This is a genomic window from Wohlfahrtiimonas sp. XWW7, assembly GCF_056716055.1.
Genome location: NZ_CP168032.1, coordinates 781407 through 796099 on the forward strand (window position 1 = coordinate 781407; position 14693 = coordinate 796099).

Sequence of the window (14693 nt, forward strand, 5' to 3'; positions counted from 1 at the left end):
GAATTGTAATGAATGCAGAAAGAATAGTGCGCATGGAGTCTTTGCTTCGTGAAAATTTTTCACCTGATTTACTTGAAATTATTGATGATAGTCACCATCATGTTGGTCATGCAGGAGCAAAAAATGGTGCAGGACATTTCACTGTAAAAATTTGTTCTGAAGCATTTGTAGGCAAAACATTGGTTCAACGTCATAGAATGGTGTACGCAGCACTAGATTCGATGATGCATAGCGATATACATGCATTAAGCATCGAGGCTTCCGTACCAAACAAATAAAAGGACTCGTTCAGTATGAAAAAAACGTTAATTAGTGCAGCATTAGTTGTGAGTGGTATTGTAGGCTCAATGAGTCTGGCTCAAACTTTTGAGATTCCAGATCCTGTTGCTGTCATCGATGGCAAGCCTTTATCTAAAGCAAATTTTCAAGCAGCAGTTGAACCAATCGTTGGCGTAGATAATTTGGAGTTTATTCAAAGTGCGCAACAATTGAATGAATTAATTTCTCAATTGGCATTGCAAGATAAGTTGGCGAGCAAAGCTAAGCAAGAAGGTCTAGATCAAACAGATGAATACAAAAAATTCATCGAGCATGCTGCAAGATTAGGTTTGTCACAAGCGTTTTTAAAGAAAACTGTCGATGACATTAAAGTCACTGATGAAGCAGTAAAAGCAGAATATGACAAGCAAGTCAAAGCGATTGATAAAAACGAGTATCGTGCAGCGCATATTTTGGTAGAAACAGAAGCGGAAGCAAAAGACATTTTGGCGAAATTAAAGGACAAGAAACAACCGTTGTCATTCGCAAAAGCAGCCCAAAAATTCTCTAAAGATCCAGGTTCAAAAGAGAACGGTGGTGAATTAGGTTGGTTTAGAGCACAAGTAATGGTGCCTGAATTTGGTGCAGCATTACAAAATATGAAAGCAGGTGAAATTTCAGCTGAGCCAGTTAAAACTCAGTTTGGTTATCACATTATTAACTTGGAAGAAGTGCGTGAAACACCAATCGATTCTTTGGATGTATCTAAAGAGCGCATCAAAGATTCTCTAATTGCTAACCAACTTCGTGATAAAATCGAAGGGATTCAGCAAAAAATTAACATTGAATATAAAGCTCAATAAGCTCAGATAAAATCAATACTGCAAAAGCCTGAATCATTGATTTGGGCTTTTTTATTATTATGTACTTAGGAATGAATATAGTGGATTTTTTAGCCAATTACTTTTTGTTTTTCTTCAAGCTCATCACAATCTTAGTGGCATTTTTAATCATTCTTATTGTGATTAAAGGTGGCAAAGATCTTAAAAAGAAAAAGGGAACAATCTGTTTTGAAGATTTGTCTGATGAATTTGATGAATTGAAAGAATCTTATGAAGATCTCATCGCGGATGAAAAATCAGAAGAAGAGGAAAAAGCGAGCAAAAAATCAGAGAAAAAATGGTGGCAATTCTGGAAAAAGAAAGCGGTAGACAAAGATGAAGATGCTAAGCCATTACCGAAATTATTCGTGATTGATTTTGATGGTGATATGGCCGCAAATGCAGCACAAAACTTGAAGCAAGAAGTGAATGCTGTACTGAGTGTTGCCAAAGAAAATGATGAAGTATTTGTGCGCTTAAAAAGTCCAGGTGGTGTTGTGAATGGCTATGGTTTAGCTGCTGCACAATTAGAACGCTTTAAAGAGAAGAATTTTAACCTAACGGTTGCTGTGGATGAAGTTGCTGCAAGCGGTGGTTATTTAATGGCTTGTGTGGCGAATAAAATCGTTGCCGCACCATTTGCGATTATTGGTTCAATTGGCGTTGTTGCTCAGTTACCAAATTTCCATCGTCTATTGGAAAAATATGACATTGATTATGAGCAGTTTACAGCAGGAAAATATAAGCGCACAGTGACAATGTTTGGTGAAAATACTGAGGAAGGCCGTGAGAAATTTAAAGAAGAATTAGAAGATATTCATACAATTTTCAAAGCGTATGTGAATCAGCATCGCCCACAAGTGAACATCGATGAGATTGCAACAGGTGAACATTGGTTAGGTTCACAAGCTTTAACGTTAAATTTAGTAGATGAATTACAAACAAGCGATGCTTATTTGCTCTCTAAATTGGATGGTTTTCGTGTGATTCATGTCGGTTATGTAGAACGCAAAACATTACGTTCAAGCGCGTTAAAAGTATTGGCAAAAATTCAATCTCGTTTTTCTTATTAAATAAAAATAGAGAAGGTGGAAAGCTATGACGACATCAACTATTATTTGGATCATTTCAGCATTTGCTGTTGTGACAATTATCGCGATTTTTAATCGCTTGGTGCGTAAGCGTAATTATTGTCGCAATAGCTTTGCACAGATCGATGTTCAGCTGAAGAAGCGCCATGATCTTGTACCTAATTTAGTTTCTATTGCACAAGGTTATTTGGATCATGAAGCCGCTGTATTAGAAAAGGTCATCAGTGCTCGTCAGCGTGCTTCAGACTGTTTAAATGCATCACGTGATGATATTGGCTCATTGGCTGCAATGCAGATGTTATTGCAAAGCGAAGTAGGATTTTCATCTGCATTGCAGGGATTTTTTGCCAACGTGGAAGCATATCCTGAGTTAAAAGCGAATCAGCAAATGAAGCTTTTGCATGAGGAATTGGTACATATCGAAAATACTATTGCTTTTGCAAGACAGGCTTATAATGACAGCGTGACTTTTTATAACATTGATCGAGAATCGTTTCCGATGAATATCATTGCAGGTTTATTCGGCTTTAAGCATTTAGCCCAATTGGATCTAGATATTGATAGCGGTGCGCCTAAAGTTTTTAAATGATTGTTCAAATTGCAATTCCAAGTCCGCTCTATTCTCTATTTGATTATGAATTAGAAAGCGATATTGATCCGATTGGTTGTCGAGTCAGTGTGTCATTTGGTCGACAGCAATTAGTGGGCGTTGTACTTGCTGTGGTTGAATCGAGTGAGTATAAAAAACTTAAAAAAGCAAAACTATTAGATGAACGCCCCATTTTAACAGCCGATTTATTGCAATTAGGGCAATGGATTGCTAGTTATTATCATTCACCGATTGGCTTAGTTTTTCGTATGATGCTGCCACAAAAGCTTCGTAAGAGTGAATCATACGAGCGTAGTAGCGAAACGTATTTAACATTATCTGATGATTTCTCCACATGGATTGAAGAGAATAAAAATAAAAGAGCTCGCGTGGCTTTGGTTGAGCAGCTCGCGGAATATGTGCCCGTAGAACGATCAAGGTTTTGTGGATTGTTCAGTAATTTTAAGTCTCATGAAAAAGCTTTAATGGCTGATAATGTTGTTGTACATATCGCGCGTTATGCGGAATCTGTAGATTTCAGAGAACATGCTTTTCCTGAGTTACCTTATATTTTGAATGACGAGCAGCGCAAGGCTGTTGATGCTATAGCGCTGCAAAGTTTTTCAGTTTCATTGTTAGAAGGTGTGACAGGCTCAGGAAAAACAGCTGTGTATTTGGAGCTTGTGAAACGCGTTTTAGCAAAAGGGCAGCAAGTTTTAATTCTTGTGCCAGAAATTGGGTTAACACCACAATTTATCGATCGTGTACAAAAGATTCTGAATATTCCATTTGTAGTTGTGCATTCTGAAGTGAATGAGAACCAAAAGATGCAAGCGTGGGAAGCGGCTAAACATCATACTGTACCATTAGTGATTGGCACTCGCTCAGCATTGTTTACGCCATTTGATAATTTGGGCATGATCATGATTGATGAAGAGCATGATGGTTCTTATCGTCAGCGTGATACTGTTCGCTATTCCGCACATGATGCAGCAATTCAGCGAGCCCATTTATTAAAAATCCCATTAGTATTAGGTTCCGCAACGCCCATTCTAGAAACATTGCATAATGTAGAACGCAAGCGCTATCAGCTATTATCATTGAATGAACGTGCTAAAGGACAAACACCTAATTGGCAGATCATTGATATGAATGAATCTATGGTGATGGATGGTATTTCTGTAGAGTTATTAAATGCCATAGAAGCGACGATTGAGCGAAAAGAGCAAGTAATCATCTATATTAATCGTCGTGGCTATTCACCAGTTTTGATGTGTGAAGTTTGTGGCTGGGTGCCTGAATGCAAAGCATGTGAATATCGGTTAACGGTTTACCGTAAAAGTCATAATTTACGTTGCCATCATTGTGGGCACAGCGAACCTTTACCACATAAATGTCCAAGTTGTGATAATGCATTATTAAAAATGCATGGGCAAGGCACTGAGCGCATTGAAAAAGCATTGCAAGATGCCTTCCCAAAGGCTAGTGTCATTCGCTTTGATCGTGATCAATTGAAAAACAAAACAGCCTTTGAAGGTGCAGTGAAAGATGTTATCGCTGGGAATGTGGATATTATCATTGGTACCCAAATGATCGCAAAAGGCCATGATTTTGATAAAGTGACATTGGTGGGCATGGTTGATATTGATGGCATTTTGTATTCATCCGATTTTCGTGCAGAAGAAAAGCTAGCGCAAACATTAATGCAAGTTTCTGGTCGATCAGGCCGAGATGTTTCTCATGGACACGTTGTGATTCAAACACATTTTCCAGAGCATCCTTTATTCACAGAATTGCCACAGCAAGGTTATGCAAGATTTGCACGTGATTTATTATCTCAGCGTTGTCACTTTGAATTTCCACCTTATCAATATCAAGCACTCTTTCAAGTGGAAGGGCAAAATGAGCAGGAAACCTTGAAAGCTTTTGAAGGATTAATGCAATCTTTGGATTGTCGAGATTATCCTGTAGGCATTACACCAGTTTATCCTAATGCTTTGTCTAAGCGTCAGAATTATTATCGTTTTTATGTTGTGTTGCAGAGTAAATCGAGAAAAGCCTTGCATCAATTGGTGAATTATTTAATGTATTCAGCAGCGAATCATTTGCCAAGCCAGATTCGCCACTTTTGTGAGATTGATCCTTGGGATTTTGATTAATAATACCAAGGGCGATAGCGACTTGGGCGATGGAAAATATCCCAACCATAATAATCATCATCCCAGCGATGGCTATAATTGTTTGACCAAGTTCTGTAATTATCACCGCTCACTTCCACTTGTAAAATTGTCATATCATTGCTCGCAATATCCACTTTTTGGAGATCAATGATATTACCGATCACAGCCATGCGATCGCCCGCTGACAGATCAAAAAAGTTGATGCGCACATCAGGTGTAAATGTTACGAAAATACGTTGATCTAAATTATTACTGCCTTCTTCAGGATAACCAGAGTTATTAATGTGTCGTTTGACCAATTCAACTTGGCGTTTGCTGCGGTCAATCGTTGCAATTTGTCCACCGACATAAGCACGTTTATCCATGATCTCATTTTTTGGTAATTGAACGATGGCTTCATAATGTAAAGCATCACCCGCTTGGTTCACAAGAAAATTAGAGGCACAGCCTTGGATCAATAAGAGAGTTGCAAGCAAAAAAAGTTTTTTCATTGTTGCTCCATTTGAATCAATGGTTATAAAGATAAGTTATTAGAAATCATATCAAAAAGATAAAAAATTTAAAAATAAATAGCATCTGTTCTGATTGCCTAATTGATGGAGATTAGGCAAAATGAGCAACCTTTACTTTTATTTAAATTTCTTTGGAGGCTGACCATGTACAGCATATTGAATGTATTTAAAGTTGGCATCGGCCCATCCAGCTCACATACTATTGGCCCAATGAAAGCAGGCAAAGAATTCATTGATCAGTTGATCGAACAAGGCTTAATGGATCAAACAACAAATTTGATTGCGGATGTTTATGGCTCTTTATCATTAACAGGCAAAGGTCACTTAACTGATGTGGCTATTTTATTAGGTTTATCAGGATATTCAGCCAATAATGTGGATATCGAGGCGATTCCACATATTGTGGAATCCATTAAAACGGATGAAAAATTGAATATATACAACGGGAAATATCAAAAGGATTTTCCGAATGACAATTTAAAATTCCATCGTGAATTTATGCCTCGCCATGAAAACGCAATGACATTTTCTGCATACAATGGTGAGCAATGTTTGTTACAGAAAAGTTTTTACTCCATTGGCGGTGGACAAATTGTGTCAGATGATGATCTGAATGCAGGGAGCCAGTCAGAGAATGATGTGGTTGTTCCTTATCCGTTTACTTCTGCGGCAGAGCTATTGGCACATTGCGAGTCAACATCTCAATCAATTTCTGATCTTGTATTAGAAAATGAGTTAGTTTCATATGATTTAAAGTACATTGAAGAATATTTTAGTAATATTGCGCGTGTTATGAGCGAATGTATTGAGCGTGGAATGAAGGCAGATGGCCAATTGCCAGGACCAATGCGAGTGCCAAGACGTGCAAATAATTTATATCAGCTATTAACCGCACATGGGCAGAATACGAAAGATCCGATGATTATTATTGATTGGGTGAATTTATTTGCCTTGGCCGTGAGTGAAGAGAATGCCGCAGGTGGCCGTGTTGTCACAGCGCCAACCAATGGTGCTTGTGGCATTGTGCCTGCAGTTTTGGAATACTATAATCGTTTTATTGAGCCATTAACGGCTCAAAAAGCTATGCAATTTTTCTTGGCTGCTGGGGCGATTGGTACCTTATATCAGCGTAATGCTTCAATTTCTGGTGCAGAAGTGGGTTGCCAAGGCGAAGTTGGTGTGGCTTGTTCAATGGCTGCGGCAGGTTTGGCTGAAATATTGGGCGCAACGCCAAAACAAGTCTGCATGGCAGCGGAAATTGGCATGGAGCATAATTTAGGTTTAACTTGTGATCCTGTAGATGGACAGGTTCAAGTGCCATGTATTGAGCGTAATGCGATTGCATCTGTTAAAGCAATTAACTCTGCGCGCATGGCAATTAATCGTCACAGTGCGCCATTAGTTTCTTTGGATAAAGTGATCGAAACGATGTACAACACTGGTAAAGATATGAATGCTAAATATCGTGAAACCTCTCAAGGCGGATTAGCCATTACAATCTTGCCACCATGTGATTAAGATTTTTATTCGATCAATATAATTTTTGCCTTATCCTCTTCGGATAAGGTTTCGTACCAATCATCGCCAATGATTTCGATGGGATGTTGAGAGCGATCAGATCCATTGCCACACAGCATTTTATTGGCGGCACATAATTTATCACAGCCCCAACAAATTCTTTCTGGGTGTTTGGGTTTAAGTGGGAAACGCATTTTTTTTGTCATGATGAATCCCTCGCTGAATGATTAATTTTCGAAGCGGAGTAAACCTTCTAGAACAAGATGTTTGTGAACATGATACTCCGTTTTAGGTAACACAGGTTCTAAAATATCTTTAAGCCATTTAGCTCGTCCACCTGATAAAACAACACTTTTGACATCAGGCAATGATTGATGAAGCGCTAATATCGATCCCACAATTGCGTAATGAATACCTGAAGAAATACATGCACTTGTATTATGTCCCAGTTCATTTGTATAGGGTAATTCTGGAATATTTCGGATGGCTGTATCTTTAAGTAAGGCATCTCTCAATGATTTAAGGCCAGGCAAAATTAAACCACCTTCAAATTTACCATCAGCTGTTATGTAATCAATGGTTAAAGCTGTACCTAAATCAACGACTAAAGTTGATTCATGATAAATATCCCAAGCTGCGAGCATTGCAAGCCAACGATCAATGCCAAGCGTTTGCGCTTGATCATATTGATTGGTCAAGCCAAAAGCTGTCGATTGAGAGACAGCAATTGTGGGCGGGATGTCCGTAAATTCTGCAATATTTGTCAATAAAGTTTCGAGTCGTTCAGTTCTTGTGACAGATGAAATCTTGATCTCATCAGGCATTGGATAGAGCACAAATAACTTCTTAACAAAACTGTGAAGAATGGAATAATCGATGAATTGATGTTGGGATAAACCCTGTTCTTCGGTGAATAAAGCAAACTTAATGCAAGTGTTACCACAATCAAACAAAAACTTAGGCATAGGCACGCAGCGAAAGCTCTCCTGAAAAGTATTGCTGCACGGTGCCATCTTCTTGTTGGATGAGGAGTGCGCCATTGCTAGCAATGCCAACTTCTCGCCCAATAATTTCTCGCGCAGGGGAGAATAACTTAACCTTTTGATCATAGAGTGCACTGTTTTTATTCCAGAGCTCTACGATGTTGGGAATATTAAAGGATTCATAATCATCTCTGAGATTGGAGATGAGCTGAATGATATCAGCGATTAAAATGTTACGATCAAAAGCTTGGCCTAATATCTCATAAATGGAAGTGGCGCGATTTTGAGTAATATTTTGCTCCGCCAAAGGTAAATTGTTTAAGCCAATGCCGATGATCATCTCAACTTCATGTTCAGATTTTGCACTGGTTTCAATCAAAATTCCAGCAAGTTTCGCACCATCTACCCAAATATCATTGGGCCATTTGATTTTTGCAGGGATATTTTTACTCTGTAGATATTCAACTAAATAAATACCAAGCGCAGGACTAAAGCTTGTTAAATTCGCCAATGCTTGAGTTCTAAACTGGATGCGCATGGAAAAATATAGGTTGCGCGCAAGTGGTGAAACCCAAATTTTACCATTACGACCACGGCCTTGTGTCTGCATTTCGCTGACCATGACTAATGATTTTTTAAGTGGTAATTTGGCAACTTCCTCATTTGTTGATGTGACATCGATAGTGGTAATCACATCATCAACACAGTTTTTAGGAAGCTGTTTCAGAATGGCAGAACGATCTAATGGAATGTAAGGATAAAAAGCTTTATAACCTTGCCTTCCAATGGTTTCAACAAGATGACCTGTTTTGAGTTCATTAATGGCTTTCCAAATTGCTTGGCGCGTTACATTAAAGCGCTGAGCTAGAGTTTCACCACTATAAAGTTCACCAGATTGTAAAAGATAAAAAAGTTCTTTGGCTAATGGAGACATAAATTTAACGCTACTAGAAAAGAAAAAAGTGCTAATAAGCACTTTTTCTGGGTAATGAGTTTTGTATTAGCTAAAAGCGACAATAACCGCAACAAGACCATAAGAAAGAATGCAAACACCCCAGATGAACCAGAGTGGTAATTCGTTATCAATAAACTTTTTCATATGTTCTCTCCCTGACGTCAAATGTTATGGAATTTTAATAATAGTTTGTGTTGACTCCACAATATTATACTTGTTTCCAAGACATAAGCATCATGTTAATCATGATTGTGATCAATAAAAGAGTTTTTTAGCTAATAGCGATATAAAATTGCCTATTGAATACAGAAAAAGTGCTAACAAGCACTTTTCCCTGAATAATGAATTATGTATTAGCTGAATAACACAACTGAGATAACAGCTACATAACCAAGAATACAAAGACCCCAAATAATACATAGTGGTAATTGATTTTCAAAAAATTTCATCATATCTCCTCGATGCTCTATATGCTACAAAACTTTAATGATGGCTTGTGCCGAAGCCACGATATTATACTCATTTAGGGCTGCAATACAAATTCTACCTGTATCGAGAATATAGACGCCATGTTCATTTCTTAACTTCTGTGCTTGCTCTTTTGTAAGACCAGAATAGCTGAACATGCCTTGTTGCTGTTTAATGAAGCTGAAATCTTTTTTCGTTTGGCCTTCATTCAATAATGCAGTGAATTTCTCACGCATTGCATGAATACGTACACGCATTTCTGCTAATTCATCAAACCATTCTTGGCGCAATGTATCATTACTTAATACGTGACCAACCAATGCTGCACCAAATTCTGGTGGAGAAGAGTAGTTTGCACGCACCATTTTTTTCAATTGTGATGTTACACGCACTTGTTCTTCAGTTGACTTTGTTACGACTGATAAAGCTCCCACGCGCTCACCATACAATGAGAATGATTTCGAGAAAGAGTTCGCGATTAATACAGGAACGCCCGCATCTGTCATGATGTGAATTGCTTTAGCATCTTCTTGGACGCCTTGTGCAAAACCTTGATAAGCCATATCTAAGAAAGGCATTAATGATCTTGCTTTAACAACTTCTGCTAGTTCTCTCCACTGGGCATCTGTTAAATCTGCGCCTGTTGGATTATGACAACATGCATGTAAAACTAGAATAGAGTTTGCTGGCAATGCTTTGAAATATTCCATCATTGCTTCAAAGCGAACACCGCCAGTTTCTGTATCAAAATATGGATATGCTTCAACTTCAAAACCTGCACCTTTAAAAATTGCGCGGTGATTGTCCCAAGTTGGATCTGAAACATGCACTTTTGGTAAGTTGCCTGCAAATAACTGATTCAGGAAATCTGCACCGACTTTCAATGCGCCTGTACCACCCAATGTTTGAACAGTCGCTAAACGATTTTCAGCAATCACTGAGTGATGTTCAGAGAACAATAAGCGTTGTACAGATGTATTGTACTTTTGTAAGCCGTGCATAGGTAGATAAACGTGTGGCTTTGCTTCTGCAAAGAGAGCATCTTGAGCTTTTTTTACAACATTTAAAACTGGCACTTTACCATTTGCATCCGCGTAAATGCCGATCGTTAGATTGATTTTATTCTCTCTTGGATCTTGTTTAAAATTTTCCACTAAACCGAGAATAGGATCATCTGGTGCCAATACAACATTATTAAAAACGCTCATATAGATTTCCTTTGAAGTTAAATTAGAGTGATTTTATGACAAAGGCCACACCCAAACCAATGCAGGTGTCACCGTTACTAGAATTAATATATCTAAAATTAAGCCAACACGCCAATAATCGCCGAATTGATATCCTGCTGGCCCCATAACTAATGTATTAGAGTGATGGCCAATGGGTGTATTGAATGTGCAAGAGCTTGCAATGGCAACCCCCATGAGATAAGCATCTGGATTATGGCCCAACTGCTGAGATACACCATAAGCAATCGGGCACATGATCATTGCGGTGGCTGAACTGTTAATAATATCGGTAATGATCATGGTGATTAATATAATGATGCCAATGATCAAATAATCAGGTAAGTCGCCGATGAAGCCAACCAATTTGCTTGCAAGAATCTCTGTTACACCTGTTTGTTGAAGTGCAAAACCAACGGTGATGAAACAGCCCAATAACATTAATAATGGGCCTTCTTGGCTGCGGTAAACATCTCGAATAGGCAATAATTTAAAAACAACTAGTAAGAATACGGCTAAGGGGAAACTAATTTGTGGCGGTAAAGTTTGTGTTGCAACTAAAACGATGGAGCCAATAAAGATCAACAATGTTGGCACTAAACGATAAGATGCTTTCAAGCTGATATCACGTTCAGCCAATGGAAAACAGCCTAAATAACGCAAGGTTTCTGGTAATTCATCAGAATGACCTTGCACCAATAGAACATCGCCCACTTTGAGTTGAATGCGAGAAAAACGTTTACGGATATTTTCACCATGTCTCGCAACGCCAATCACATTTAAGCCATATTTTTCACGGAACTGTAATTCAGACAACGTGCGATTTTCCATACGAGAGCCAGGATTTAATACAACCTCTAGAACTTCTAATTTATCATGAGGAATATCTTTATTGGCAATGCTGCGGGTTAAGTTCATGCCTGTTAATAATTCCAGTTGCTTGAGTTCTTCAGGTTGTCCTTCCAAAAGTAATGTGTCATTACTGCGAATAATTTCTTCACTGCTTGGGGCGATGATTCTACGTGCACCACGAATGATCACGACAACTTTGACTGAGTTTTCAGATATTTCCTCGAGATTGGCAACGGTTTTATCTGCAACTTTATTACCTTGTTCGACTTTAGCTTCTAGTAAATAGTTATCTGTGGTGAATTTGGTTTGTGAGCTTTCTGAGCGGCGATTAGGTATTAAGCGCCAGCCAATAGTGGCTAAATAGAGTAAACCAACTGTGGAGATGATCAAGCCTGTGGGTGCAAAGTCGAACATATTAAACTGTTCTAAACCAATCGATTCACGATAGTTGGCAACAATCAGATTGGGCGGTGTACCAATGACAGTAATTGTGCCACCCAATAGCGATGCGAATGCCATTGGCATTAAAACTTTTGCGGGTGGAATGTCATAACGCTGACAAAGTTGTATGGCAATTGGCATGATGAGCGCTAATGCACCAACGTCATTCATAAAAGCAGAGAAGAAAGCAACTAGCCCTGCTAACGTGAATACAAGCATAGAAGGGCTACTGGAGAAATAGCTCAGACGCTTTGATAAATGATAAGTAATGCCCGTTCTGCCAATGGCATGGCTTAGCACTAAAACAGATGCAACGGTGATGACAGCAGGATGACTGAATCCATCAAAAGATTGGGCAATTGGTACAATGCCAGAGACAACTAATGCCAATAATGCACCTAAGGCTACGAAATCGTAACGAATTCGTCCCATTAAAAATGCAATGAATGATATGAGTAAAACAGTCAGTGCGAATAACTGTTCATTAGTCAAATATGGAATGAGTTGAATATTTATATAGCTGAGCATCACATGTCCTATTTGAGGCGCTGTTGAATTAAACGATATTGAACAGATGTTTGGGGGTTAATACAAGGTGCTTGGTGATAATGTCCTGTTTCACCATTTAAACACCATGCAGTCTCGTCTTCTAAGCACCATAATAAACCTTCTTCAATGACCTTTTGTTTAATGTCTTTATCATACAATGGTACAGCAATTTCGATTCTTCTAAAAAAGTTGCGATTCATCCAATCTGCACTTGAAAGATATGCATGTTCTTGGCCTGCATGATGAAAGTAGTAAATGCGAGAATGCTCTAGAAATCTGCCCACAATGGAGCGAACACGAATATTATCAGATAATCCTGAAATGCCAGGTTTTAATGCACAAGCACCACGCACGATTAAGTCAATTTGCACACCAGCTTGTGATGCATTGTATAACGCGGTGATGATGATAGGCTCCATTAATGCATTCATACGGGCAATAATATGGCCTTTTCTACCTGCATTGGCTTCGTTAATTTCAAAGTCGATTTCTTCTAATAGACGATCAATGAAGTTAAAAGGAGATTGCCACACTGTTGACAGTGTAGGAATTTTCGCAAGGCTCGATAAGTTTAAAAAGATTTCAGAAATGCTAGCGGTAATCTCTTTATGAGATGTTAGTAAACTAAAATCTGTATATAATCTTGCATTGCCTTGATGATAATTGCCTGTGCCAATGTGCGCATAACGGCGAAGATATTTTTCACCATAATGATTGAGTTCTTCGCGAATTACTAAGAGCATTTTGGCATGGGTTTTATAGCCAAATACGCCATAAACAATTTTAATGCCCGCATCTTCTAAGCGAGATGCCCATGATAAATTAGTGGCTTCATCAAAGCGAGCCATTAATTCAACAACAACATTCACTTCTTTGCCTTTGCGTGCTGCATTGACGAGCAACTCCATTAATTCAGAATCATCGCCAATTCGGTAAACTGTCATTCTAATGACGCGGACATCTGGATCTTCGGCGGCTTCTCTTAGGAAATCAACCACAGGTAAAAATCGATCATAAGGGTGATGTAATACAATATCTTTTTGATTAATTTCATTGAATGCACTTGTACGATTTTGCCAACGCAATGGGATATTGCGTTCAATATGGCTAAACAACAGATGAGGCTTGTGATCAACGTATTCTAAAATGTTATGAATCTGTGAGAAATCAAAGTGATATTCTGATGAATAAAGATCTTCAGCAGCTAGTTCAAACTCTTTAAGCAATAATGCGATGAAATGTTTTGGGCAATCATTGCTGATTTCTAATCGTACAGCATGGCCAAAGCCACGTTGCTTGAGCTCGCCACGCAATGCTTGATGAAGATTGGTTAACTCTTCTTTATCGATATAAAGGTGGCTATTTCGCGTCACTCTGAATTGATACAAGCCTAAAATCTCAAGACTCGGGAAAATATCGGTGACAAAGGCTTCAATGATGGACTGAATGGTTGTGAGTTGTGTTTTTCCATTCGGTGAAGGTAATTCGATGATATGTGGTAGATTTTCAGGAATAGGCAAAATTGCAGTATCAATATTACGACCATAAGCATCAGTGCCTTTTAAATCCACAATAAAATTTAAAGATTTATTAGTGATGTGAGGAAAAGGATGTGCAAGATCTAGCGCAATTGGCGTGAAAACAGGCAGCATATTTTGCGTGAAAAGATGATAGAGCCATTCGTGCTGTTCTGAGCTCCACTCATGTTTTTTGAGTAATGTAATGTGTTCTTTTTTTAGTTCTGGTAGAAGATCATTAAAGAAAATTTGATGTTGTTCATGTGTGATTTTTAGTGCATATGCTTGAATACTTAAGCGCCATTCCCTTGCACTTTGATTTTCTATACGAGATAAGCCAGATTGAATTTGCTCTTGCATATTTGCCATGCGAACTTCAAAAAACTCATCAATATTGGATGAGACAATGGCAATATATTTCAAGCGCTCTAATAAAGGTAGGTTGCTATTTTTTGCTTGTGCCAATACGCGTTCTTGGAATGCAAGAATAGAGCGCTCTCTGTTGATGAGCGGAACAGTATGTGGGGTTAACATGGTTAACGAAGCATCCACAATTGACCTACTTATATAATAAAAAGAATAACGCTCTATTGTAGCGGAAAAAATGTATGGTTTCTATGCAAAGAAAAAGCACAGACTTCTGTGCTTTTTCGTGAGATCCCTAAAACTCTAT

13 protein-coding genes are annotated in these 14693 nt (G+C 38.4%); 6 read left to right on the top strand and 7 right to left on the bottom strand.

The genetic code is table 11. From position 1 onward, the window contains the following. The first annotated feature begins 8 nt into the window (after window positions 1–8). The 5 genes from ACA100_RS03770 to ACA100_RS03790 all read left to right on the top strand — a co-directional run bounded on the left by ACA100_RS03770 (window position 9) and on the right by ACA100_RS03790 (window position 4978). Entirely contained in the window at window positions 9–278 is a 270-nt protein-coding gene (locus ACA100_RS03770; RefSeq protein WP_481078666.1) for a BolA family protein, read from the top strand. Window positions 279–293: 15 nt separating this feature from the next. After that, window positions 294–1121, top strand: a complete 828-nt coding sequence (locus ACA100_RS03775) for a peptidylprolyl isomerase (protein WP_481078667.1) — start codon at window positions 294–296, stop codon at window positions 1119–1121. Window positions 1122–1192: 71 nt separating this feature from the next. Further along, a complete protein-coding gene (sohB, locus tag ACA100_RS03780; RefSeq protein WP_481078668.1) occupies window positions 1193–2212 on the top strand; it encodes a protease SohB in 1020 nt (339 codons plus the stop codon). Between the two features lie 25 nt (window positions 2213–2237). Further along, window positions 2238–2819, top strand: a complete 582-nt coding sequence (locus ACA100_RS03785; protein WP_481078669.1) for a LemA family protein — start codon at window positions 2238–2240, stop codon at window positions 2817–2819. Next, window positions 2816–4978 carry a primosomal protein N' gene (locus ACA100_RS03790; protein ID WP_481078670.1) on the top strand — a complete coding sequence of 721 codons (2163 nt, stop codon included), beginning with the start codon at window positions 2816–2818 and terminating at the stop codon, window positions 4976–4978. Before ACA100_RS03785 ends, ACA100_RS03790 begins: the two co-directional genes overlap by 4 nt. Here the strand turns inward: ACA100_RS03790 and ACA100_RS03795 are convergent. Then, a complete protein-coding gene (locus ACA100_RS03795; RefSeq protein ID WP_481078671.1) occupies window positions 4975–5490 on the bottom strand; it encodes a Slp family lipoprotein in 516 nt (171 codons plus the stop codon). The genes ACA100_RS03790 and ACA100_RS03795 overlap by 4 nt on opposite strands. A gap of 165 nt (window positions 5491–5655) precedes the next feature. Here ACA100_RS03795 and ACA100_RS03800 point away from each other — a divergent pair, with 165 nt between their 5' ends. Then, window positions 5656–7029, top strand: coding sequence for an L-serine ammonia-lyase (locus tag ACA100_RS03800; RefSeq protein WP_481078672.1), 1374 nt, complete (start codon window positions 5656–5658; stop codon window positions 7027–7029). Window positions 7030–7034: 5 nt separating this feature from the next. Here the strand turns inward: ACA100_RS03800 and ACA100_RS03805 are convergent, their stop codons facing one another. The 6 genes from ACA100_RS03805 to ppk1 form a co-directional block, all read right to left on the bottom strand. Further along, the gene (locus tag ACA100_RS03805; RefSeq protein WP_481078673.1) at window positions 7035–7235 is read right to left on the bottom strand and encodes a DUF3079 domain-containing protein; all 201 of its coding nucleotides are present in this window, start codon (window positions 7233–7235) and stop codon (window positions 7035–7037) included. 21 nt (window positions 7236–7256) lie between these two features. After that, a complete protein-coding gene (locus tag ACA100_RS03810) occupies window positions 7257–7994 on the bottom strand; it encodes a type III pantothenate kinase (protein WP_481078674.1) in 738 nt (245 codons plus the stop codon). After that, window positions 7987–8946, bottom strand: a complete 960-nt coding sequence (locus tag ACA100_RS03815) for a biotin--[acetyl-CoA-carboxylase] ligase (RefSeq protein WP_481078675.1) — start codon at window positions 8944–8946, stop codon at window positions 7987–7989. Before ACA100_RS03815 ends, ACA100_RS03810 begins: the two co-directional genes overlap by 8 nt. A 494-nt stretch (window positions 8947–9440) precedes the next feature. Next, entirely contained in the window at window positions 9441–10643 is a 1203-nt protein-coding gene (locus ACA100_RS03820; RefSeq protein WP_481078676.1) for an amino acid aminotransferase, read from the bottom strand. 33 nt (window positions 10644–10676) lie between these two features. Next, the gene (locus tag ACA100_RS03825; RefSeq protein ID WP_481078677.1) at window positions 10677–12482 is read right to left on the bottom strand and encodes an SLC13 family permease; all 1806 of its coding nucleotides are present in this window, start codon (window positions 12480–12482) and stop codon (window positions 10677–10679) included. Window positions 12483–12490: 8 nt separating this feature from the next. After that, entirely contained in the window at window positions 12491–14554 is a 2064-nt protein-coding gene (ppk1, locus tag ACA100_RS03830) for a polyphosphate kinase 1 (protein ID WP_481078678.1), read from the bottom strand. Between the last annotated feature and the right edge of the window lie 139 nt (window positions 14555–14693).